This window comes from Oceanobacillus iheyensis HTE831 (genome assembly GCF_000011245.1).
In the GTDB taxonomy this organism is placed as follows: domain Bacteria; phylum Bacillota; class Bacilli; order Bacillales; family Amphibacillaceae; genus Oceanobacillus; species Oceanobacillus iheyensis.
This window is the reverse complement of the sequence record NC_004193.1, coordinates 3,170,273-3,193,145: the sequence shown is the minus strand read 5'-3', so window position 1 is coordinate 3,193,145 and position 22,873 is coordinate 3,170,273. Positions and strand designations below refer to the sequence as shown.

Sequence of the window (22,873 nt, the reverse complement as noted above, 5' to 3'; positions counted from 1 at the left end):
GCAGTTGAAATAGGTAGGCTTCTGGGATATAAATGTTGGTAAATACTTTAAATAAATCTAAAGCCAGTGGAAGCATACCTATTTCAATCTGCGATATAGTTAATTTTAAGAGCTATCATTGATTACTGTTTTAAAGAGAACAACTTTCGTGGGCGTCCTTTTAAATAGGGACGCTCTTCTCCAGCCACTCTAATAACATCACCTGTTAATAATTTATTTACTGTTCGCTCAGCACTTCGTTTGGTCACTTTATAAAAATCAGCAATATCATTTGATGAAAAAGGTTCATTATTCCGTTCTATAATAAAATCTATAAAATTATAGGATAGTTCATTATTCAGTCTCGCTTTATGAATAAGTGCGTGAAAGAGTTTTGAAGTATCAATATCACGCTTTATTCCGATTGGACCAATTGTCTCTTGTCGTTCATTCACAATATAGCTGATACTATGCGTCTCTGCATTACATTGTGAATGTGCTTGCTGTGCGTGTTTCAGAGAAGAACTAGGAGTTAGTCCAAATCCAAATCCGATATTCACTGGACTAGCTACAATTCCTTCCATCTCTTGTATTAGAGGAAAATCACGATAATGATTTTTTAGGTTTTGTAATAATTTTTTCGTACCTACTAAAAGAAAATGATTATTTTTGCATGGTATAAGCATTGCATCAGTCTCATCAGAAAATACATTTAGACAATTATTTAATTCGTTTATTTGATTCTGAGTTATTTTGTCCCCTTCTTTAATAGAAATAATCCCTGTTACCAATTGAGTGCTATAATGTTCTGCTAAGTCTATAAGTTCTTGTGTTTTTTCAAGTGCGTCAATGATATTTTTGTTAGGGAGTTGTAATTGATAAACTGGTACATTTTCTGCTTTAAGATATTCAAGAACAGCTACTTTAGATGTAAGAACTCCGTCTATTTTTCCTTCGTTGTAAAGTTTTAAATGATAGAAAGCAATATCGCTCTCTGGAATGATTCGATTCTTTTCATATTCATAAGCATGTACTTGTATATCGGACATCTGCATGTCTTGAAGCAAATCGTTGATGTGTATTTCTTTTGGTACATCGGTAGAAATACGGTTGAGTGAATATAACGTTTTTAGTCTTAATATAGACGACAAAAAAGTGTACTCATCATAATCTACATAAATAAGCGTTTGTTTTTTCTTGATTTTTTCAGATGCTTTTTGATAAGAGCAGTAATCAGTAAACAAGAGCATATCACACATGAAAGCCCTTTCAATTTTATCCATAACCTCACTTGTCGAACTACAGAAGAACGGCAATAACTCCATTTGTGAGTAGTTTTCTGCAAGATTACGCACACGGTGGACAGTTTCCATATCACCAAAAACGCCAATTTTTGTCTTCATTTATGAAGCACTCCTTATTGTATAAATTTTTAAGCTTCTTGTTGTAAGAATCTATGAAGTACTTTTCCGAATGAAGCTATAAACGCTTGACCATCTCCGTTGTTTTCCCAACCCTCTGTAAGTACTACTACTTTAAACGATTTATTATCTTTTAAAAAGATAGCAGCGTCATGTTCTACACCTTTTAACTCACCACTTTTGTGATACGAAGTAACGAGAGGGTTATATTCTGTGTAAGCGGTTAATTTACTGTTAAATTGTTGATTTTTTAAAATACTTAATATGTGTTGTTGTGATTTTTCCCCTAAAAAATTATTCTTCTCTGTAAATATATCAAATAATCTGATTACATCCAATGCTGAAGTTACATTTTCTTTACCTAATTTTTGAGCTTCTATATCCATAAACTTTCGTTCTAATCTTGTCTGTTGACAACCCAAATTCTCAATAAATGCTTGAATTTCTGGGATTCCCAACCTTTCTATAAGATAATTACTTGCGGTGTTATCCGATACAATAATCATTAATTCTAGTAATTGTTGATACGTAAGAAATTTTACATCAGATAGATAGGAAATAACTCCAGATCCTTGAACAAAATCATTAGAAGATAGTTTTATTTGATCTGTTAATGATATTTTTCCTTTTTCTTTTAAATGGTATGCTGAAGCAAGAATAAACAGTTTAATTATACTGGCTGATCGCATTTGCTTCGTTTCTTTTGAGCGTATAATCCCATTGTTTGTTTTAACTATTATGCTTACAGAAACTGGTGGAGCGGGCTTAATAGCGGACAATGCCGTTTCAATCATTCTTAATGACAAGACAATGCACCCTTCCAAATTAAAATACATTTAAAAATATCATATTGAATTTTCGGAATATTGTCAAGAAAAGAGAAGTGGTAATTGAGTATGAATTATAGCTAAAATTATGAATAAAAAATAAGACAAAATGATTATATCATTGAAATTTTTTAAAAAATAGATTAATATATAATAGACAGTTTTCCGAAATAAAAAAAGATTTTAAATTAGCAACTTAGGGGGGATTTTACGTGAAATTGTCAAAAAAGTCTTTATTATTATTAGTTTTTGGTTTACTTCTAAGTGTTGTACTAGTAGCATGTGCTAGTGAACCTGATGAAGGTGGTAACACAGATTCTTCTGGTGATTCAGATGCAGACTCTGAAGAATCTACAGAAGGCGGCGAGGGTGGAGAGCTTGTTATTGCAACTCTATCAGATGCCGTATCGTTGGATCCTGCTGGTTCCAATGACGTACCGTCTAGTAACGTGCAAGCAAACATATTTGAATCTTTAACAAAACAAGATGCAAATATGGAAGTACAACCAAGTCTGGCAACAGAATGGGAAGCAATTGATGATACTACATGGGAATTCAAGCTTCGTGAAGGTGTTAAATTCCATGATGGATCAGACTTTAACGCAGAAGTGGTTAAAGCGAATATTGAACGTATCTTAGATCCAGATGTAGGATCTCCACGTTTATTCTTATATGAAATGATTGAAGAAATTGAAGTTGTAGATGATTATACAATTCGTTTTACAACAGAGTTTCCATTTTCACCACTTCCAGCTCACTTAGCGCATAATGGTGGTGCAATGGTATCTCTAGATGTAATTAATGAAGACTATGCAGCTATGGAAAATGGAGAAGATCCAGGTAGTGTTATTAATAATAATCCTGTTGGAACAGGATTCTTCAAATTTGATAAATGGGATCCAGGTTCACAGATTCGCTTAGTTAAGAATGAAGAATATTGGGATGAGCCTGCAAAACTTGATTCTGTAGTATTTAAGGTAGTTACTGAAGGTCTTACACGAGTAGCAGAATTACAAACTGGTGACTCACATATTTCTGATCCACTTAGTCCGAATGACGTAGAGCAAGTGGAAGCGATGGATGGCGTTAGTGTAACACAACAAGGTAGTGTAAGTTTATCTTATGTTGGATTTAACATGGAAAAAGAGCCTTTCGATGATCCGAATGTACGTAAGGCAATCAATATGGCAATTGATAAGAGCCAAATCATTGATGGTATTTATAATGGAGTAGGTACTCCAGCAATTGGGCCTTTAGCTCCAGATGTATTTGGTTATGATGAAAATGCTCCCGGATTAGAATATGATCCTGAACAGGCAAAAGAATTGCTTGCAGAAGCAGGATTAGAGGATGGCTTCTCAACTACACTTTGGACAAACGATAGTCAAGAGCGTGTGGATGCTGCAACAAATATCCAAGCTCAATTAAAAGAATTCAATATTGATGTAGATGTACAAGTTCTTGAGTGGGGTGCGTATTTAGAGCAAACTGCACAAGGTGAGCATGATATGTTTGTATTAGGTTGGTCTACTGTTACTGGTGATGCGGATTATGGTTTATATGCATTGTTCCATTCGAATAATGTAGGAGATGCTGGTAACCGTACGTTTACAAAAGATGAAGAGTTAGATGCACTTCTAGATGAAGCGCGTCAAGAGCCAGATCCAGAGACTCGTCAACAACTTTATAGCGAAATTCAAGTGAAATTAACTGAGGTAGCTCCGATGCTTTATATTCACCACCAAGACTTCTTACTTGGTGTAAGTGATAAAGTACAAGGCTTAACTCAATTACCAACACAAATTCTTCAGTTGAAAGACGTAACGTTAGAACAATAAGCTAGAATTAAAGAGAGCCCTTGTACGTTAACTCGTACAAGGGCTCTTTTTAATGTGCAAAAAGAAATTTCATCTATTAGGATAGGCTTATAAAAACTAAATATTTTATTGGTATTTAAAAAATAAGTTTGTTCATAGTACAGCAAGAACTCGTCTTTGATTGTATGGAAGGTGAAGTATAGGAACTCATAAGATCGTTTGAAAAGTTGTTTTCTTCCCTGAGTAGCTAAATGCATAAAAGCAACTGTATGGATTAAATTAAACAGTGTAATATTCGAATTTTATCCAAATAATCTGTGATTCAATCACAATATAAAAAAGACGGCTTGAGATAGAAGCGGTTTATCTCAAGTCGTCTAATAGTTTTAAGCATTTACTGTTTGTTTATGTTCACCAGAACGAATAGCCTCCATATGGTGACAAGCAGATAGGTGACCTTCTTGCATCCCTTCTGTATTCCTTAGTTCAGGAACTTTTGTACGACACAACTCTGTAGCAAATGGGCAACGAGTGTGGAACCGACATCCTTGTGGAGGATCAATCGGAGAAGGGACATCTCCCTTTAGTAATATACGCTCTCGTTTTTTCTCCATATCCGTTGATGGTATAGCGGATAAGAGTGCCTTTGTATATGGATGCATATTATTATCAAATAACGATTTTTTATCTGCAATTTCTACGATTTTACCAAGATACATAACGATAATACGATCAGAGATATGACGAACAACCCCTAAATCATGTGATATAAATAAATAGGTAAGATTATAATCACGCTGTAATTCTTTTAATAAATTAATTACTTGTGCTTGAATGGAAACATCTAGTGCAGATACTGCTTCATCGGCAATAATAAGTTTAGGCTCAACCGTCAAAGCGCGAGCGATTCCAATACGTTGTCGCTGCCCACCACTAAACTCATGTGGAAAACGATCTGCTTGGTGCGGGCCAAGACCAACACGTTCCATTAATTCTAAGACTTTCTCTCTTCTTTCCTCTTTTGGATAAGAGTTTTGAATCTCCATTGCCTCTGTTAATACTTGTCTAACCGTTTGACGTGGATTAATGGAAGCATAAGGATCCTGGAAGATAATTTGCATATCTTTACGATATTTATTCATATCTTTTTTCTTTAATTCAAGTATATTCGTACCATTAAATTCTACTTCTCCACTAGTTGGTTCATCTAAGCGTAAAATAGCTCTACCGGTAGTTGATTTACCACAACCAGATTCCCCAACAATACTTAATGTTTCACCTTCATATACATCAAATGAAACACCGTCAACCGCTTTAACATGATTAACCGTTTTTCCTAAAACTCCACCTTTAATAGGAAAGTGTTGTTTTAAATCTCTTACTTTAAGAAGTTGTTTTTGGTTGTTCATAAACACTCACCTCCGGATCTCCATTCCATTCATCAGAGTAAATCCAACAACGAATTTGATTACCATTTTCATCCGTTTCTAAGTTTGGTAGTTTTTCATGACATAAATCTGTAGCGAACGGACAACGTGGAGCAAAACGACATCCTTTAGGCATTTCTGCTGGACTTGGCACCGAACCTTTAATAACAGATAAGTCTCCTTCAACATCTTTATCATGTTGAGGTATTGATTGCATTAATCCGACCGTATATGGATGCTTTGGAGAAGAGAAGAGACTCTTCTTATCTGTAAATTCAACAACTTTTCCACAATACATTACAGCTACGTAATCACATGTCTCTGCTACAACCCCTAAATCATGGGTAATTAATAGAACTCCCATATCAAGTTGCTCTTGTAAATCTTTGATTAAATCTAATATCTGAGCTTGAATAGTTACATCGAGAGCTGTAGTAGGTTCATCAGCAATTAATAAATCTGGATTACAAGCTAATGCCATTGCAATCATTACTCTTTGTCGCATCCCGCCAGATAGTTCATGTGGATATTGATCTACGCGTTTTTCTGGAGAAGGAATTCCTACTAATTTCAACATTTCAATGGAACGTTGTTTAGCTTCCTTTTTATTTAGACCTTGATGAATTTTGTATGCCTCACCAATCTGTTGGCCGACTGTGAAAGTCGGATTCAGTGAAGTCATCGGTTCTTGGAAAATCATAGAAATCTCATTACCTCGAATTTTACGCATTTGAGATTCTGATTTATTTAATAGATTTTCCCCTTTGAATTTGATTTCTCCACCTTTAATCTTTCCTGGCTCTTCAATGAGTCGAAGGATTGATAATGAAGTAATACTTTTACCCGAACCAGACTCACCAACAACACCAAGTACTTTTCCTCTAGGAATACTAAAGGACACACCATCAACAGCTTTTACCTCTAGATCTTTGGTGAAAAAGGAAGTCTGTAACTCATTAATCTCTAATATATTATCATAAGTGTTTGGTGTACTTGTCATTATATATTGCTCCTTTCTCTTATTCATACTTCTTGTAGAACTGATATATTAATCGAGGTCGATTCGTTTATTAAGGAAATTGTACGTAATATCTACTAATAGATTTACGAGAACGAATAATAGAGCAACTACAAGAATAGTACCTTGTACAACTGGAAAGTCACGAGCAGTAATAGAATCAATAATTAATTTACCCATACCATTAATTGCAAATACGGATTCAGCAAGTACTGCTCCGCCAAGTAGACTACCAAATTGTAGCCCAACGACTGTAACTACTGGGATCAACGCATTTTTTAATGCATGTCTGTAAATAACGATTGTTTCTTTTACCCCTTTTGCACGGGCTGTACGTATATAATCTTGTCCAATAACATCTAGCATACTGGACCTTGTCATTCTAGCAATGATAGCTGCACTACCTGTTCCTAAAGTTATAACTGGAAGAACTAGTTGATCAAAATTTCCCCATCCGGATGGACTAAACCAACTCGTATTGTCAAAGAATGGTACCCATGCTGGTAAATCAATACCTATAGAGAACCATTGAATTAACATTAAACCTAACCAGAAATTCGGCATGGATAGTCCAAATAAAGCAACTAGCATTAGAGATGTATCTAAGAAAGTATACTTTCTCGTTGCTGATACAATACCAGCGATTAGTCCTAAAAATACACCTAAAATAGTGGCATATATCGAAAACTCAACAGTGACCCAGAATCTTGCTCCGATTTCTTCTGAGACAGGACGACCACTTCTCATTGAGCTACCTAAGTCACCTTGCACAGCATCTGTGACATATGAGAAATATTGCATTGGAATTGGTTCGTTTAAACCTAGTCTTTCTCGAATGTTCTCTACTTGTTCTTTTGGTGCACTTTCACCTGCTAATATTTGTGCTGGATCACCAGGGATTAAATGCATCATACTAAATACTAATATAGATACCCCAATAAGTACGGGAATAGTTTGCAGTAATCTTCGAATAATAAATTTAAACATAGATATTCACCTCTTCCTATTCTTTCGTTTTTGGATCAAATGCATCTCTTAATCCATCACCTAGTAAATTAAATGCTAATACAGCAACTACAATAGCTAATCCAGGAAAGAGTGCAACATGGCCAGCATTATATAGGTAGTTTCTTCCATCACTAAGCATCGCACCCCATTCAGCCGATGGCGGTTGTGCACCTAAACCGAGGAAAGATAATCCACTTGCAGATAAAATTGCTGTGGCAATACTCAGAGTTGCCTGAACGATGATAGGAGAGGTAATATTCGGAAAAATGTGTTTAAAAATAATCCGGGTATCACTAGCACCAAGTGCACGCATAGCATCGATATATTCTAAATTCTTAACAGATAAAACAGATCCGCGAACGATACGTGCAAATACAGGAATACTTGAAACGGCAACAGCTATAATTAAGTTAGCGATACTTCCTCCTAATACAGTAACAATAGCTAAAGCTAAAAGAATACCAGGGAAAGCAAGTAAAATATCCATGATTCGCATAATTATGCTATCCGTACGCTTACCATAAAAACCTGCAAGTAATCCAAAAAGTACACCCATAGTTGCACCTAAAGCTATGGAGAAAAATCCAATCGTCAGTGTTAGGCCTGTCCCTTGAATGACACGACTAAAAATATCTCTTCCAAAGTTATCTGTTCCAAACCAATGTTCAGCAGAAGGGCTTTGTAATTTGTTCACGATATTTTGTTCATAAGGTTCATAAGGAGTGAAAAAAGGCCCAACAATTGCAATTATTAATAAGAAAATAATTAAAAATCCACCAATCATAGCTGACTTATTTTTCTTAAACTTATTAAAAACAATTTTCCAACTTTTCAGCCTAGGATTAGGTGGCTTATGAGCAGTTTGGGGGGTTTCAATGTGTTCAGTTGGTTGGCTCATAGTTTGTTAACTTCCTTTCTATCAATTAAGTATACTATCTGTACGATTATATCATGAACTTATTGATTTACAATAAGGTGAATGTTGGGAAAGGGAGAATTTTGTAAAAATATAGTAGGAAATATGTATTATAAACCTTTACACAATCACAAAAATCATTAATTTCAAAAATATTGTCGAAAAATAAAGTTTTAAAATTAAAATATATCTAAATTTTTAGATTCGAAACAAAAAAACAGTGGTTAAAATGTCGAATTATTAAGTTAATGTATTCGCTTTCTATTTTGTTAATAATTTGACATTTTAGTTTGAAATATTGTAAGATATTTTTACTAGATAAATATAATTTAAAAGGGGCGTTTGTATGAAGAAAAAATGGTTTAGTCAATTAGCTATTTTAGTAGCACTTGTTCTTCTTCTTGCTGCTTGTGGTGGAGATGACGAGGGTTCTAATGGAGATGGGGATACTTCTGAAGGTGGAGGAGACCCAGAAATGTTAACACTAGTAACGGGTGGAACAAGCGGTACATATTACCCGTTAGGTGGAGAAATGGCAACGAATATCAATAATAATACTGATGTGCAAGTAGATGCAATTTCCTCTAATGCTTCAGCTGAAAATGTTTTAGCGATTGAGAATGGAGAAGCACAACTAGGATTTATTCAAACAGATGTAATTGCTCACGCAGTAGAAGGTATTAATGCCTTTGATGGTGAGCCTGTAGAAAAAGTTCAAGCAATCGGGTCTTTGTATCCAGAAACAATTCAAATCGTAACAACTGCTGACTCTGGTATTTCTTCTGTAGAAGATCTAGCTGGTAAAAAGGTATCAGTAGGTGCACCAGGTTCAGGAACATATATTAATGCAGAACAAATTCTTGAAATCCATGGTATGTCAATGGATGATGTGGAAGCACAAAACCTTGACTTTGGTGAGTCAACTGGTGGAATTCAAGATGGTAATATCGATGCAGCATTTATTACTTCAGGTACACCAACTGGTGCTGTTGAAGGGCTTGCTGCTTCTGTAGATATTTCTATAGTTCCAATTGCTGAAGATAAAGTGGAAGAGTTAGTTGAAGCGTATCCTTACTATGCTTCAGATGTTATCACTGGAGGAACTTATGGCGGTCTTGATGAAGATGTTCAAACCGTTGCTGTTCTTGCGATGTTAGCAGTATCTAGCGATTTATCAGAAGAACTTGTATATGATATGACTAAAGCAATTTATGATAATGCAGATAAGATTTCGCATGCAAAAGGTGAATTTATAACAATCGATTCCGCACTTGATGGAATTGGTATTGATTTACACCCAGGTGCACAGAAATACTTTGATGAACAAGGTGTAGAATAATTAATTTCATGAAATGGCCGGCTCCGCCCATTTAGGGATTGGCTGCCGGCTATTTTTTGATTTGAATATGAAATATAGCGCTATGGATAACTAAATAATTGAACCGGTATTGGCCGGTACAGTTCTCAGCAACTAGTAAATCCTGTTAGAGGAGGGGCGTAATTGCCTTACCAAACTGCAAACTCCTCTTCATTTGTATGTTGCTGCGAATCGCGATTGTAATTTTATTTAATACCTGCAAAAGGTGATTTGATGCAAAAAAAATGGTTTTTAATGCTTCTGACTATTGTAATGGTGATTAGTATGGTTTTCGTACCTTTCCGAACTGCCCTCGTCTTTTATGATGGAAATACGGGAAAACAGAAAGCATATCTAATTCTTGATTCTGGAGATTACTTTGGAATAACGTTTACACATTCCATTCATCTAACGGATGTTGTAGAAAAATATAAAATAACAGATGATAAAAAAATCATGCAATGTGAAATGATTTATGAAGAGTTTGGAATAGGGATGCCGAATGATGCCATGGGTGATGAAGAGTTTGAATATATTGATGGAAAATATCATATAAAAAATATGACCAATGAATTTGACTATTTAAATATACGAAACGGTGAAAAAGTTTCTAATCACAGACTCTCTTGGGGGAACAGCGATGAACGTGCGGATGTACACACTGTTCCTTTTAATGATTACTTTGTCCCGGGGGATTGGTATAAGTTAGAAGTGAAAGAAATTTCCCTATTCGAGCAATTGAAAGGAGTGAATATTCATGAGTGATCAACAACATGAAAATCTATCTGAAAGCAAACAACAAGAGCTGTTAGAAAAGTACGATGCAGAATCGAATACAAGAAAACTAACTGGAGTTTTAGCGATAATTATATTTGCTGCATTGGTTCTTTTCTCCATATTCCAGTTATATACGGGGATATTCGGACAATTGACAGCATACCTACAACGAACAATACATTTAGGTTTTGCGTTGTCACTTATCTTTTTACTATTCCCTGCAGTTCGTAAGACAAAAAAAGATAGGATTCCGTGGTACGATTATGTTCTAATGGTTTTAGCCATTGTAGTTTGTGCTTATTGGCCGTTGAATTATGATTCACTTGTACAACAATTTGGTTCCATTCCACTAGATCAAATGCTTATTGGGGGATTAGCGATTCTGCTAGTATTAGAAGCAGCGCGTCGTGCAGTTGGATTACCCATTACGATCATAGCCTTGCTGTTTTTAGGCTATGCGTTGTTAGGACCATATATCCCAGGAATGTTTGCACACTCCGGGTTATCATTAGAACAATTAATCCGTTCTATGTTCTTTACAACAGAAGGAATTTTAGGTACTCCATTACAAGTATCTTCTACCTATATTTTCTTATTTCTATTATTTGGTGCGTTTTTAGTACAAACAGGTGTCGGAAATTACTTCAATGACTTGGCGATATCTATAGCAGGAAAAAGAGTTGGGGGACCAGCTAAAATAGCTATATTCTCCAGTGCATTAAATGGTACAATCTCAGGAAGCTCTGTAGCTAACACAGTTACGACAGGGTCTTATACAATACCATTGATGAAACGACTTGGTTATCGTAAGAACTTTGCTGGTGCTGTAGAAGCCGCAGCTTCTACTGGTGGTCAGATAATGCCTCCGATCATGGGTGCAGCAGCATTCTTGATGATTGAGTTTGCAGGAGAAAGTTACTGGAATATAGCGAAGGCAGCGATCATACCTGCTATTTTATATTTTGCAGGTATTTGGATCATGACTCACTTAGAGGCAAAACGAACAGGTTTAAAAGGATTGTCTAGTGAGGAAATTCCTAGTAAAAAAACGGTGTTAAAGAAAATCCATCTTTTACTACCTATTGTGGCAATCGTATATTTCTTATTTGTAGGAGTTAGTGTTGAACGTGCAGCAATATATGGTATCTTGGCTACCATCATTGTTAGTTTGTTCCTAAAGGATACTCGTATAACAGTTCCGAAGTTTTTTGTAGCATTAGAACAAGGTGCGAGAACAGCACTTGGAGTAGCTGCAGCAACAGCCTGTGCCGGCATAATTGTAGGGGTTGTTACAAAAACTGGTCTAGGATTAAAACTTGGTAATAGCTTAGTATCTATTGCAGGAACAATCGCAAGTACACCTGAGATACAATTAATGCTTACACTTGTATTTACAATGATAACTTCGATTATTATAGGTATGGGCTCGCCAACTACAGCGAATTATATTATTACATCGACCATTGCATTACCAGCAATTTTAGCGTTGAATGATAATTTAGACGTAGCTATACCTGTATTAGCTGCTCATATGTTTGTATTTTATTTCGGTATTGTAGCGGATATTACACCTCCGGTAGCTCTAGCTGCTTTTGCGGCAACAGGAATATCTGGAGGGGAACCTATTCGTACAGGTGGTAATGCTGCCCGATTGGCAATTGCTGCTTTCATCATTCCGTACATGTTTGTATTAAACCCTACACTACTGATGATTGATTCTACCTGGTTAGAGATCTTATTCTCCTTATTCACCGCAATACTTGGAATGATTGCGATTAGTGCAGGTATGATAGGATATTGGTACCGAAATATTAAGTGGTACGAAAGAGTCCTAGCAATTGCAACTGGGTTATTACTTATTTATCCAGAAGGCATGTCAGATACAATAGGATTTGTATTATTTGCACTTCAGTTAGTGCTACAATTTGTTACGAGAGATAAAGACGATGATAATCAAAGTGAAGTAAATGTAGCTAACAGCTAAATTAAATAAACCGCATGAAATTCATTTAATGAGTTCATGCGGTTTATTTATGTGGATAGAACAAAATAAATGTCGATTATTTCTAAATAATTCTTCATACAATACAATATCTTTCTGTTATGATAATAGCAATGGATTTTGTTGAGGAAGAGGCGAATACATATGAGTAACAAGCAGTATGATTTTACACAAGGTAGTATCGCTAAGCAGTTATTTTATTTTTCAGGACCGATATTACTTGCTAATTTATTACAAACTTCTTATCAATTTATAGACAGTTTATGGGTAGGAAATTTATTAGGTGCATCTGCTCTAGGGGCAGTAGCGATTTCAGGTACTATTCTTTTTGTGGTACTTTCCTTTATTATAGGTATGAACAATGCGGCACTTACTATCCTTTCTCAACAAAAAGGAAAACAAAATGAAAATGGCTTAAGAAAATATTTAAATGCTTTCGTTGTTTTATTAACCTTAATTTCCATTTTTCTTGGAGTAATAGGATACATATTCGCTGGACAGTTTCTAGGTTTACTAGGAACTCCAGAATCGATGATGGATGATGCTACTACCTATTTACGAATCAATTTTATCGGAATTTGGTTTTTGTTTGGCTATAACTTCATCAGTACAGTTCTTCGATCGTTAGGAGATAGTAAAACACCATTATATTTTATTACCATTGCAGTAGGTTTAAATATTGTTTTGGATCCGTTGTTCATTTCTGTGTTCGATTGGGGAATAGAAGGAGCGGCATACGCAACGCTGCTTTCCCAAGGATTCTCCTTTTTGTGTGGAATTTCTTATGTACTATGGAAGAAATTAGCTCCGTTTTCTCTTCCTACGTTACCAACAAAAAAAGAAATAAAATTAATTCTACATTTAGGAATACCATCTGGATTACAAATGGCTGTTATCTCAGCAGGTTCTGCAGCAATTATGAGTGTAGTGACAACACATGGAGAGTCTGTGGTAGCTGGATTTGGGGCTGCTCAGCGTTTAGATAGTTTACTCATGCTACCAGCTCATGCGTTAAGTACATCCGTAGCAAGTATGGCGGGACAGAATATCGGCATCAAAAACTGGAAGCGAATACGCCAAATTGCAATCTATGGAGTAATATATAACTTTGCTATTATGCTTGTAATTGGTATTGCTGTAGCAGTATTTGCGAAATATGGAATTCGGTTATTTATCAGAGAATCAGATGCAGTAGATTTTGGAACGGTATATTTACAAATTGTTGCACTCTGTTATCCGTTTTTAGGTATTAACTTTATATTAAATGGAATAGTACGAGCGGCTGGTGCGATGTATCAAGTGCTCATCTTAAATGTCATTTCCTTTTGGGTATTAAGGTATCCATTAACCGCGATGTTTTCTTCGTGGTTTGGGGAAGTTGGAATTGGGATTGGTATGGGTGGAAGTTTCGTGATAAGTAGCTTATTCGCCATTCTTTATTATAGATATGGTAAATGGCGACAGAAGGAATTGTTCGTAGATTAAATAACAAATGGGAGAGTAGGAAAAAATGCTTTTATTCATTGGGATTATTTCTGGAAGTATTATCGGTTTGTTTTTCTATTTATGCCAATTAATTACAAATATCCCAGTTTATACCTTACTGATGAATATTGATTATTTCCCGATAATAGGTGAATGGCAACATCCACCAATCTTAGAATTTAGTTATCATATTGTTGTATCAGTTGTCTTGGTTTATATGTTATTTTTCTTTCTTCGTTTATGGAATTTAGAATGTAAACTTTGGGCATATGTAAGTATAAGTGGGGTTATCGGTTTATTAATTTATCCAACTACTGCTTTATCTGATCGTACCCCAGAACTTTATGATGGCTACGCTATTATTTTATGGATAATCGGACATCTTATTTACGGATTTTCCATCGGGGTATTTCGACAGCATAGTTACAAAACATGAAGGAGAATGAAGGTTGAATAGAAAGACTTCTAAGAAGTGGAAATATACGACAAAACAACTATTCGGAATTAGTCTTCTACTTATTTTATCATTAATCGTGTTATCTTGGATTACGAATTACATTGAAAGTCATCATACGAGAGATGCTCCAGGCCCGATGCAAAAAGACGCGCTACCAGAAATTAGTGAAAACATTTGGGAGTATCACTCGATAGTTAGTAGATACGCCAAACAGAATGGAATAGAAGAACATACACCAGTTATACTTGCGATGATGATGCAGGAATCGGGTGGAAGAGGATTAGACCCAATGCAATCGTCTGAGAGTTTGTGTGGAGAGCGAAACTGTATAAAAGACCCGGACTTGTCCATACAACAAGGTGTATCATTTTTTGCGCTGGCCTTGGATAAAGCTAACGGCGATATTGAATTGGCTGTACAAGCGTATAATTTTGGACATGGATTTATCGAGTTTGTACAAGATAGTGGTGGGGAATACACACAAGAAGCAGCTATAACTTTTTCGCAAAAAATGTATGATCAGTCAGGAAGAGATAATTCCATCTATACGTGTAGGCGAGAAGAAGCAAAAGAACTGGAAGCATGCTATGGAGATATTTATTATGTATCCTCTGTAATGGATTATAGACTTGCGATAGAAAGACAGATCGGAAACTGATATGATGAAATAAACCATATGTTTGAGGAGGAGAAGAAATGAGAAAAGCAATTCAAACAGAGAAAGCACCAGCTGCTATTGGACCATACTCTCAAGCAATTCAAGCCGGTGATTTTCTTTATATTTCCGGGCAAATTCCAATTAATCCAGCTACTGGTAACGTGGAAGAAGGAATTGAAAATCAAACGAAGCAAGTATTAAGTAATCTAGAAGCTATTTTAACAAAGGCAGAAACAACTTTTGAACATGCAGTTAAATTTACTATCTATCTATCATCGATGGAAGACTTTAAAGTTGTTAATGAAATATACGGAAAATATTTACAGGAACCATACCCAGCAAGAGCAACAGTTGAAGTTAGTCGTTTGCCGAAGGACGTATTAATTGAAATGGACCTTGTTGCATACGTGAAATAGGTAAAGTAGAGGAGGAATAGTATGGATAATTTTGTGTATCAAAATCCGACCAAACTAATTTTTGGTAAAGGACAGATTGAACAACTTTCAAAACAGGTTGAACCTTTTGGAAAACGTGTATTGATTGTTTATGGCGGAGGAAGTATAAAGCGTAATGGTATTTATGATAATGTTCTTGCCGAACTTGGAAAAATAGAAGCAGCTGTATTTGAATTATCAGGTGTTGAGCCAAACCCACGAATTTCTACTGTTCGAAAAGGTGTAGAAATTTGTCGTCAAGAATCCATTGATTTTATATTAGCAGTCGGTGGCGGCAGTACGATTGATTGTACGAAAGCAATTGCAGTAGGTGCAGTAACTGAGGCTGATATGTGGGATGTTGTTACGAAAAAAGAAAAGGCAGAAGGTGCTTTGCCGTTTGGTACAATACTTACATTAGCAGCAACTGGTTCTGAAATGAATGCTGGATCGGTTATAACGAATTGGGAAACCAATGAAAAACATGGTTGGGGCTCTCCATACTCATTTCCGAAGTTTTCTATATTAGACCCTGTTCATACATTTTCTGTGCCTCGTGATCAAACGATATACGGTATTGTTGATATGATGTCTCACGTATTAGAGCATTATTTCCATCATACAACAAATACCCCAATACAAGACCGCTGGTGCGAAGGGATATTATTAACAATGATAGATACTGGACCTAAACTATTAGACGATCCAGAAAACTATGAGTATCGATCAACAGCTATGTTAGGTGGAACTTTAGCATTAAATAACATGCTGAATTTAGGCTATCATGGTGACTGGGCAACCCATAATTTAGAGCATGCGGTTTCAGCTGTGCATGATATTCCGCATGGGGGTGGTTTGGCAATCTTATTCCCTCAGTGGATGCGACATGTATTAGATGAAGAGAATGCACCACGCTTTAAACAATTAGCAGTAAGAGTATTTGATGTAGCTGAACAAGGTAAGTCAGATAAAGAAGTTGCACTTGAAGGTATTGATAAGCTTCAAGAATTTTGGTCAAGCATTGGCGCTCCAACTAAGTTAAGTGATTATGATATTAATGAAGGTTCTGTCGAAGAAATGGCAGATAAAACGGTAATCGCTAGACCAGAATTTGGTAATTATAAAAAGCTAACTAGACAAGATTCTGTCGATATTTATACGGCAAGTTTGTAATTTCCCGGGAAATAAATTGTCGTATTAAAAAAGAGCTTGTCGTGTATTATTCGTACACGGCAAGCTCTTCTTTAATTTGCTTACGTATTTTATCTAAACACGCTTCGGGCGTTTTGCCAAATACGCGTTTATTATTAACTAATGCATAGGGTCTTACAGCACAAAGGCCGCAAAAGGACAAGCATTCATTTGTAAGCACAGCTACCTCGGGAAATTCTTCCTCTAAGATAGACTCTATATCTATGGTAGTGATTGCATTTCCGTCACAAATTTCAACGACGACTATTCCCATTGCTATCACTTTCTTTCTATTAATAGTTTCTTGTTATTTTTAGCATATTTAATACAACAAATCAATTATTTAACTTGGAACTAGTTCGAATCACACTTATTGACAAAAAATCCAACTGGAGCATGTGTGAAAACGTAATTTTTTCCTAACTTCGAAAGCTAGAAGTAATCCTGAGACTGTATCGATACGTATTACGTATCGAAACACCGATTATAATTCTTACTTCGAAGAATAGGAGTGTGAACTAGTTGATTCATATTCATGGCGATACCACACATAAAGCATGATCATTCCACTTAAGATTAATAACATACTTGTTATTATAAATACAGCAGAAAACCCAAAAGAAGCAGCAATTGTACCACCTAACGCGGGTCCAATAATATTACCTAAAAATCGTAAGCTCGTATTATAACCAAGAACTTCTCCTTGCATAGACAGGGGAGCTTCTTGACGGATATATGCAATTCGTAATGGAACAATCCCTCCGATAGATAAGCCAAGTAGGAATCGTAAAATAACAAGCTGCCAAATATTTGTTACAAATATTCCTGGTAAATACACAAACCCCGCAGCGAATAGCAAAATGATGAGTATTTTTACATAACCGTGGTTATCACCGATGATTCCCCAACGCCTTGCCATTAAAAGATTACCTAACCCAGCAGCCGAAAAAGCAATCCCTGCAAAAAACGCAAGATTTACTGGACCGTGAATCTCTGCCACAAATAATGAAAGAATTGGTTGTATGCTAAAATGAGCAATTTGAACAAGTGCAGATAATAACATAACAACAAATAATACGGGTTTTTGTAAAATATGCTGCAATACTTCTTTTCTAGAATACTTTTTCGTGTCGTTCTCATTATTGGAGAACTTCATTTTTAATTCCTTCACTCCAAATAATACGAGCAATCCAGAGATGAAGATAGTGATAGCAACCCATTTAAATGTACTCGTATATCCGAATGCATCTGCTAAAGCTCCGCCGAGTAATGGTCCCATTAATGAACCAGTAATTGTACCTGTTTGAAGCGTTCCAAGTACTTTTCCTGCAACTTCCTTTGGTGTCTGTGTTGCGATAAAAGCTTGTGACATAGGAATAAAACCTGTTACAATTCCCATAAACAAGCGTAAAAGAAATAATTGCCAAACGGTATCGGCAAACCCCATTAAAAAGACGGAAAAGCCGATTCCGAAAGCAGAGGCGATCATGATTTTCTTCCGTCCGTATCGATCACCTATTCTTCCCCATATAGGAGAAAAGATAAAAGCTGTAATAAATGTAACAGCAAACGTTAGCCCTGACCATGTTTGTACGTAACCTTCAGAAAAATCTCCCATAGACTCAATATATAAGGAGATAAATGGAACAACCATTGTCATGCTTCCGCTAATAAAAAAGTTTGCCAACCACATGATGACTAAGTTGCGCTTCACATCTTGATTGTTATGAATGATGTTCGAACCTTCTTTCTTGCCGATTTATTTCGTCAATCTAAATATACATAAACCCGAAATAAAAAGAAAGAAATCTGCTCAAAAAAAATGTACTTAATTCCTGTCAGTTAATTCCATCCGAGGTATAATATAAGTAAGCTCATCTAATTCTAATAATTTCGAGACAAGCATAAGATGTATTAGCTTGTAAGAGAGGGGTAAAACAAATGAAAACTACATTAAATATGATGAAGTATATTGTTTTAGGATTAATCTTGTTTGTAAGTATTGCAATGCCAGTATCTGCAGATTCAACTACAATCATTATATATGGAGAAAAACTATCGGATAGTCAACGTGCAGAGGTAAAAGAGTTATTGGAAATATCAGATCAAGAAATGGTTGAGGAGCATGATGTAACTGGACAAGATTACGCAGACTACATTAATGGTAACCCGAGATCAAACATGTATTCATCAGCAGGAATTATCTTAGAATCACAAGGGGCAGGATTAGAGGTTAACATCGTTACACCTGAAAATATAACAGAAGTAACAGCAGAGATGTATGAAAATGCATTGCTAACTGCTGGAGCTGAAAATGCGACAGTAAATGTTGTCTCACCAGTGCAAGTTTCTGGTCACTCTGCACTTACAGGTATTTATAAAGCCTATGATGTAGAGGGAGAGCAATTAGATAAAGAAAGAATGGAATTAGCAAATGAAGAGCTGAATGTTGCGACAGATCTTGTTGATAATGGTGATGTTAATCAAGAAGAAGTAAGCAATTTATTAACTGAAATTAAAAAAATGATTGCAGAACAAAATCCAGCAACAAGAGAAGATGTAGAACAAATTGTAAGTGAGCAACTCGATCAATTAGAAATTAACTTAAGTGAACAAGATCGACAAATGCTTGTGGACTTATTTGATAAGATGAAGGACTTGGAAATCGATTTTGGAGCAGTAAAGGAGCAACTCGATAGTATTACAAATTCGATTGTCGAAAAAGCAGAAGATCTTGGGCTTGATGAAGGATTTTGGGATAAGGTAGCGAACTTCTTTAGAGATTTATTCCGTTCCATAGGGAATTTATTTGGCTAATTGAATTACAGTATAGTTGTACAAAACTGTGTGAGTATAAGGTAAATGGTTACCTGGAATTTAGATTGATCATTCTAACTTTCCATGTGTAAGCTTTTACTGCTTACACAGTTTTTTTATTTATAGTGGGGAAATGGTGTTTAAAAAAGTAATCAATTTTTGTTTTAATATAACAATTAATAACATTAGCTAGTGTACTTCATTGTACATTGAGACTGAATTAGCTTTATAAAATGGCCAATTCCAAATTAGGCTTTACCTAATTTGGAATTGGCCACGGAAATAGAAGTAATTTCTTGTTTAATCTGCGTTTAAATTTTTGGTACGAACGTTTTGCAATCTGTCTCTTCACTAGTAGATGCCTGTCTGCCCTTATGACTAACTACGTAAATAGCATCCGCCATGCATTTGTTCCCAACAGCCCAATACGTACAGTTATTCACTTCACAAAGCACATCTTTTGCCATTTTAATAAACACCTCCTCGTATTTAGCATTAGCAAATATGGTTTATTTCATACAGTACAAGTTAAAAATTCATAACAAACTGAAAATTAAAAGTGTCATATAAGAGAATTACTTTTGCTGAAATTGCTAACATTCTCGCTACATATCGATTAATTATTTTATTTAACTGATTAAGTCTTAACATAATGATTGCGGGAGAGAAGAACAATGAAAACCACACTGAATATATAATACGAATTATTACAGAATATCTAGAATGAGGAAGTTTTGACATACTAGGAATATATAAGTATATGAAGTTATCAATTATATTACAATTGTAATAGTTTAAGAGTATAACGTAATTCTTGTAACTTACACTTAACCCTCCTGTAACTGTATTCCCTTAATCCCTGTGATAGGATAGAGGTTGTCAAAATTGAAGGAGGTTATCAGATGAGAAAACTAGTAGCAGCGTTATCAGCAAGTATTGTATTTACAGGCTTGGCTGCAACCACAGTTTCCGCTGAATCAACAGAACATGAAATCAAACCCGGAGAAAGCCTTTGGGAAATTGCAGACCAATATGATACAACAGTAGAAGATTTAATTGATATAAATGATTTGAAATCAACTGTCATCCATCCAAAGGATATGGTTTATCTTAATGATATGTATACAGTTGAGCGTGGAGACACGTTAACAAGTATTAGCGATGAGTTAGATGTAAAGGTTGATAAGCTAAAGGATTGGAATAATCTTTCCACTGACTTAATTGTTATAGGTCAAGAGTTATCTATCGATGGTAAACTTGATACAAAAGCGAACAAAGAAACACAGCAAGTGAGCAATGAAACACCGCAAAAAGAACAAAATACATCGGCTCAACCAGAAGCGGAAGAAAGTAATGCTTCTGAATCAACAGAAGAATCAGCACCAGCTGGAAAAACGATCTCTATGTCATCAACAGCATACACAGCAAAATGTGATGGTTGTTCTGGTGTCACATATACAGGTGTTGATTTGAATAGCAATCCAAATGCTAAAGTTGTTGCAGTTGACCCTAATGTAATACCATTAGGTTCTGAAGTTTATGTTGAAGGATACGGTTATGCAACAGCAGCTGATATTGGCAGTGCAATTAACGGAAATAAAATCGATCTTCATGTTCCAACTAAAGAAGAAGCAAATAACTATGGTGTACAACAAGTTGACGTGACGATTGTAGAATAGTCATAGTCAAATGAAAAAAGGGAACCTTTTTTAATAAAGGTTCCCTTTTTGGGTATTTTAAAACAAGAGATTTATATTAAAGTTGTATTTCGGTAGAATGAGTTGATTTTTCTTCAATTACTTCAGTTGGCTCATCACTCAACCCGTTATAACCAATAACTCCGACAGTAATAATAATACAAATAAATAATGCAAGTAGAATCTTTCTCATGGTGCTATCCCCCAAAAATAATTTCCTTAATTAAATTATAAGGGAAAATAACTGATTTTTCTATATAGAAATCGTAATTTTATATAGGTAATTATAGACAGTAACTATAGGGCATAATTAAACATTTTAATCGGTTTATGGTAAACTTAGAGAGGTTGATAAATTCTCTCACTCTTAAGGAGGATGATTTAGTATGACAAGCAGTAAATTAGATCAATTTTTACAAGAAAACATTTCAGATTTGAAAGATCGCGGACTATATAATGAAATTGATACAGTACAGGGTGCAAATGGACCTGAGATAACAATTGAAGGAAAAAAACTAATCAACCTATCTTCAAATAATTATCTAGGACTTGCAACCAATAATGAAATGAAAGAAATAGCAAAAAAAGCAATAGATTCTCACGGTGTCGGAGCAGGGGCTGTAAGAACCATTAATGGTACTTTAGATTTACATATTGAGTTAGAAAAGAAAATTGCTCAATTCAAAGGAACAGAAGCAGCAATTGCTTACCAATCTGGCTTTAACTGTAATATGGCGGCAATTTCTGCTGTTATGGATAAAAATGATGCCATTTTGTCTGATTCACTTAATCATGCATCTATTATAGATGGCTGTCGTTTATCAAAGGCGAAAATCATTCGATTTGAACATTCTGATATGAATGATTTACGTCAGAAAGCGAAAGAAGCAGTAGAGTCCGGTCAATATAATAAGATTATGGTAATTACAGATGGGGTATTCTCAATGGATGGGGATATTGCAAAACTTCCTGAGATTGTAGACATTGCGGAAGAATTTGACTTGATTACGTATGTAGATGATGCGCATGGATCCGGTGTTACTGGAGATGGTGCAGGTACGGTTAAACATTTTGGCTTGCAAGATAAAGTAGATATGCAAATGGGAACTTTATCAAAAGCAATTGGAGTTATCGGTGGATATGTAGCTGGAAAGCAATCATTAATTGATTGGCTAAAAGTACGTTCACGTCCATTCTTATTCTCTACGGCAGTATCCCCAGCGGATGCAGTTGCAAGTAAAAGAGCAATTGAAATGTTAATGGAAAGCACTGAACTAAACGAAAAATTATGGGAAAACGGTGACTACCTAAAACAAGGTCTTAAAGAATTAGGTTTTGATATTGGGGAAAGTGAAACTCCAATTACTCCTTGTATTATTGGAGATGAGAAAAAAGCACAAGAATTTAGTAAGCGTCTATATGAGGAAGGCGTATATGCAAAATCTATCGTATTTCCAACTGTACCAAGAGGAACCGGTAGAGTAAGAAATATGCCTACTGCAGCGCATACGAAAGAAATGCTTGATGATGCAATTGCCATTTACAAAAAAATTGGACAAGAAATGAAACTTATATAATGAATGCC

General features: G+C 35.4%; 22 protein-coding genes. 12 read left to right on the top strand and 10 right to left on the bottom strand.

Features of this window, described 5'->3' with window-relative positions; all coding sequences use genetic code 11:
* Nucleotides 1-122: 122 nt before the first annotated feature.
* Together OB_RS15670 and OB_RS15665 are read right to left on the bottom strand one after the other, a co-directional pair.
* Nucleotides 123-1,382, bottom strand: coding sequence for a hypothetical protein (locus OB_RS15670; protein WP_011067470.1), 1,260 nt, complete (start codon nucleotides 1,380-1,382; stop codon nucleotides 123-125).
* A 29-nt stretch (nucleotides 1,383-1,411) separates the two neighbouring features.
* Nucleotides 1,412-2,206, bottom strand: a complete 795-nt coding sequence (locus OB_RS15665; protein WP_011067469.1) for a serine hydrolase — start codon at nucleotides 2,204-2,206, stop codon at nucleotides 1,412-1,414.
* 233 nt (nucleotides 2,207-2,439) lie between these two features.
* On the opposite strand from OB_RS15665, the gene OB_RS15660 reads away from it, so the two are divergent.
* Nucleotides 2,440-4,065, top strand: a complete 1,626-nt coding sequence (locus OB_RS15660) for a glutathione ABC transporter substrate-binding protein (RefSeq protein WP_011067468.1) — start codon at nucleotides 2,440-2,442, stop codon at nucleotides 4,063-4,065.
* 365 nt (nucleotides 4,066-4,430) lie between these two features.
* Here OB_RS15660 and OB_RS15655 read toward each other — a convergent pair whose 3' ends face one another.
* From OB_RS15655 to nikC, 4 genes are read right to left on the bottom strand one after another with little or no spacing between them, the layout of a single operon-like run.
* Complete coding sequence (locus OB_RS15655; protein WP_011067467.1) at nucleotides 4,431-5,453, bottom strand: ABC transporter ATP-binding protein; 1,023 nt, start codon at nucleotides 5,451-5,453, stop codon at nucleotides 4,431-4,433.
* Entirely contained in the window at nucleotides 5,428-6,471 is a 1,044-nt protein-coding gene (locus OB_RS15650) for an ABC transporter ATP-binding protein (protein WP_011067466.1), read from the bottom strand. Before OB_RS15650 ends, OB_RS15655 begins: the two co-directional genes overlap by 26 nt.
* A gap of 48 nt (nucleotides 6,472-6,519) precedes the next feature.
* Nucleotides 6,520-7,476 (bottom strand): ABC transporter permease, encoded by a 957-nt coding sequence (locus tag OB_RS15645; protein WP_011067465.1) that lies wholly within the window; start codon nucleotides 7,474-7,476, stop codon nucleotides 6,520-6,522.
* A 16-nt stretch (nucleotides 7,477-7,492) separates the two neighbouring features.
* On the bottom strand, nucleotides 7,493-8,395 hold the full coding sequence (nikC, locus tag OB_RS15640; RefSeq protein WP_011067464.1) for a nickel transporter permease: 903 nt from the start codon (nucleotides 8,393-8,395) through the stop codon (nucleotides 7,493-7,495).
* A 364-nt stretch (nucleotides 8,396-8,759) separates the two neighbouring features.
* Here nikC and OB_RS15635 point away from each other — a divergent pair, with 364 nt between their 5' ends.
* The 8 genes from OB_RS15635 to OB_RS15600 all read left to right on the top strand — a co-directional run bounded on the left by OB_RS15635 (nucleotide 8,760) and on the right by OB_RS15600 (nucleotide 16,756).
* Nucleotides 8,760-9,752, top strand: a complete 993-nt coding sequence (locus OB_RS15635) for a TAXI family TRAP transporter solute-binding subunit (RefSeq protein ID WP_011067463.1) — start codon at nucleotides 8,760-8,762, stop codon at nucleotides 9,750-9,752.
* Between the two features lie 252 nt (nucleotides 9,753-10,004).
* Complete coding sequence (locus tag OB_RS15630; RefSeq protein WP_011067462.1) at nucleotides 10,005-10,535, top strand: DUF1850 domain-containing protein; 531 nt, start codon at nucleotides 10,005-10,007, stop codon at nucleotides 10,533-10,535.
* Nucleotides 10,528-12,531 carry a TRAP transporter permease gene (locus OB_RS15625; protein ID WP_011067461.1) on the top strand — a complete coding sequence of 668 codons (2,004 nt, stop codon included), beginning with the start codon at nucleotides 10,528-10,530 and terminating at the stop codon, nucleotides 12,529-12,531. The genes OB_RS15630 and OB_RS15625 overlap by 8 nt, the downstream gene beginning before the upstream one ends.
* A 162-nt stretch (nucleotides 12,532-12,693) precedes the next feature.
* Nucleotides 12,694-14,034: an MATE family efflux transporter gene (locus OB_RS15620; protein WP_011067460.1), complete on the top strand. Its 1,341-nt coding sequence runs from the start codon at nucleotides 12,694-12,696 to the stop codon at nucleotides 14,032-14,034.
* 25 nt (nucleotides 14,035-14,059) lie between these two features.
* Nucleotides 14,060-14,470, top strand: a complete 411-nt coding sequence (locus OB_RS15615; RefSeq protein WP_011067459.1) for a hypothetical protein — start codon at nucleotides 14,060-14,062, stop codon at nucleotides 14,468-14,470.
* A gap of 13 nt (nucleotides 14,471-14,483) precedes the next feature.
* A complete protein-coding gene (locus tag OB_RS15610) occupies nucleotides 14,484-15,149 on the top strand; it encodes a lysozyme family protein (RefSeq protein WP_011067458.1) in 666 nt (221 codons plus the stop codon).
* Nucleotides 15,150-15,187: 38 nt separating this feature from the next.
* A complete protein-coding gene (locus tag OB_RS15605) occupies nucleotides 15,188-15,565 on the top strand; it encodes a RidA family protein (RefSeq protein WP_011067457.1) in 378 nt (125 codons plus the stop codon).
* A 21-nt stretch (nucleotides 15,566-15,586) separates the two neighbouring features.
* Nucleotides 15,587-16,756 (top strand): iron-containing alcohol dehydrogenase, encoded by a 1,170-nt coding sequence (locus tag OB_RS15600; RefSeq protein WP_011067456.1) that lies wholly within the window; start codon nucleotides 15,587-15,589, stop codon nucleotides 16,754-16,756.
* Between the two features lie 46 nt (nucleotides 16,757-16,802).
* Here the strand turns inward: OB_RS15600 and OB_RS15595 are convergent, their stop codons facing one another.
* Together OB_RS15595 and OB_RS15590 are read right to left on the bottom strand one after the other, a co-directional pair.
* Nucleotides 16,803-17,048: a DUF1450 domain-containing protein gene (locus OB_RS15595; RefSeq protein ID WP_041544336.1), complete on the bottom strand. Its 246-nt coding sequence runs from the start codon at nucleotides 17,046-17,048 to the stop codon at nucleotides 16,803-16,805.
* Between the two features lie 219 nt (nucleotides 17,049-17,267).
* A complete protein-coding gene (locus OB_RS15590; protein WP_011067454.1) occupies nucleotides 17,268-18,467 on the bottom strand; it encodes an MFS transporter in 1,200 nt (399 codons plus the stop codon).
* A gap of 248 nt (nucleotides 18,468-18,715) precedes the next feature.
* Between OB_RS15590 and OB_RS15585 the strand changes: the two genes are divergently transcribed.
* The gene (locus tag OB_RS15585; RefSeq protein WP_011067453.1) at nucleotides 18,716-19,591 is read left to right on the top strand and encodes a DUF1002 domain-containing protein; all 876 of its coding nucleotides are present in this window, start codon (nucleotides 18,716-18,718) and stop codon (nucleotides 19,589-19,591) included.
* A 311-nt stretch (nucleotides 19,592-19,902) separates the two neighbouring features.
* Here OB_RS15585 and OB_RS17990 read toward each other — a convergent pair whose 3' ends face one another.
* Nucleotides 19,903-20,058, bottom strand: a complete 156-nt coding sequence (locus OB_RS17990; RefSeq protein WP_070097415.1) for a DUF1540 domain-containing protein — start codon at nucleotides 20,056-20,058, stop codon at nucleotides 19,903-19,905.
* A gap of 435 nt (nucleotides 20,059-20,493) precedes the next feature.
* Between OB_RS17990 and OB_RS15580 the strand changes: the two genes are divergently transcribed.
* The gene (locus tag OB_RS15580; protein ID WP_011067452.1) at nucleotides 20,494-21,270 is read left to right on the top strand and encodes a 3D domain-containing protein; all 777 of its coding nucleotides are present in this window, start codon (nucleotides 20,494-20,496) and stop codon (nucleotides 21,268-21,270) included.
* Nucleotides 21,271-21,346: 76 nt separating this feature from the next.
* Here OB_RS15580 and OB_RS18805 read toward each other — a convergent pair whose 3' ends face one another.
* A complete protein-coding gene (locus tag OB_RS18805; RefSeq protein WP_269445895.1) occupies nucleotides 21,347-21,481 on the bottom strand; it encodes a hypothetical protein in 135 nt (44 codons plus the stop codon).
* Between the two features lie 193 nt (nucleotides 21,482-21,674).
* Here OB_RS18805 and OB_RS15575 point away from each other — a divergent pair, with 193 nt between their 5' ends.
* A complete protein-coding gene (locus OB_RS15575; protein WP_011067450.1) occupies nucleotides 21,675-22,865 on the top strand; it encodes a glycine C-acetyltransferase in 1,191 nt (396 codons plus the stop codon).
* Nucleotides 22,866-22,873 lie beyond the last annotated feature (8 nt).

Excerpts from the sequence above, each read along its gene's own strand:
- OB_RS15670 (WP_011067470.1), bottom strand. The coding sequence starts at position 1,382 with ATGAAGACAAAAATTGGCGTTTTTGGTGATATGGAAACTGTCCACCGT.
- OB_RS15655 (WP_011067467.1), bottom strand. The coding sequence starts at position 5,453 with ATGAACAACCAAAAACAACTTCTTAAAGTAAGAGATTTAAAACAACAC.
- OB_RS15650 (WP_011067466.1), bottom strand. The coding sequence starts at position 6,471 with ATGACAAGTACACCAAACACTTATGATAATATATTAGAGATTAATGAG.
- OB_RS15645 (WP_011067465.1), bottom strand. The coding sequence starts at position 7,476 with ATGTTTAAATTTATTATTCGAAGATTACTGCAAACTATTCCCGTACTT.
- nikC (WP_011067464.1), bottom strand. The coding sequence starts at position 8,395 with ATGAGCCAACCAACTGAACACATTGAAACCCCCCAAACTGCTCATAAG.
- OB_RS15635 (WP_011067463.1), top strand. The coding sequence starts at position 8,760 with ATGAAGAAAAAATGGTTTAGTCAATTAGCTATTTTAGTAGCACTTGTT.
- OB_RS15630 (WP_011067462.1), top strand. The coding sequence starts at position 10,005 with ATGCAAAAAAAATGGTTTTTAATGCTTCTGACTATTGTAATGGTGATT.
- OB_RS15625 (WP_011067461.1), top strand. The coding sequence starts at position 10,528 with ATGAGTGATCAACAACATGAAAATCTATCTGAAAGCAAACAACAAGAG.
- OB_RS15620 (WP_011067460.1), top strand. The coding sequence starts at position 12,694 with ATGAGTAACAAGCAGTATGATTTTACACAAGGTAGTATCGCTAAGCAG.
- OB_RS15615 (WP_011067459.1), top strand. The coding sequence starts at position 14,060 with ATGCTTTTATTCATTGGGATTATTTCTGGAAGTATTATCGGTTTGTTT.
- OB_RS15605 (WP_011067457.1), top strand. The coding sequence starts at position 15,188 with ATGAGAAAAGCAATTCAAACAGAGAAAGCACCAGCTGCTATTGGACCA.
- OB_RS15600 (WP_011067456.1), top strand. The coding sequence starts at position 15,587 with ATGGATAATTTTGTGTATCAAAATCCGACCAAACTAATTTTTGGTAAA.
- OB_RS15595 (WP_041544336.1), bottom strand. The coding sequence starts at position 17,048 with ATGGGAATAGTCGTCGTTGAAATTTGTGACGGAAATGCAATCACTACC.
- OB_RS15590 (WP_011067454.1), bottom strand. The coding sequence starts at position 18,467 with ATGTGGTTGGCAAACTTTTTTATTAGCGGAAGCATGACAATGGTTGTT.
- OB_RS15585 (WP_011067453.1), top strand. The coding sequence starts at position 18,716 with ATGAAAACTACATTAAATATGATGAAGTATATTGTTTTAGGATTAATC.
- OB_RS17990 (WP_070097415.1), bottom strand. The coding sequence starts at position 20,058 with ATGGCAAAAGATGTGCTTTGTGAAGTGAATAACTGTACGTATTGGGCT.
- OB_RS15580 (WP_011067452.1), top strand. The coding sequence starts at position 20,494 with ATGAGAAAACTAGTAGCAGCGTTATCAGCAAGTATTGTATTTACAGGC.
- OB_RS18805 (WP_269445895.1), bottom strand. The coding sequence starts at position 21,481 with ATGAGAAAGATTCTACTTGCATTATTTATTTGTATTATTATTACTGTC.
- OB_RS15575 (WP_011067450.1), top strand. The coding sequence starts at position 21,675 with ATGACAAGCAGTAAATTAGATCAATTTTTACAAGAAAACATTTCAGAT.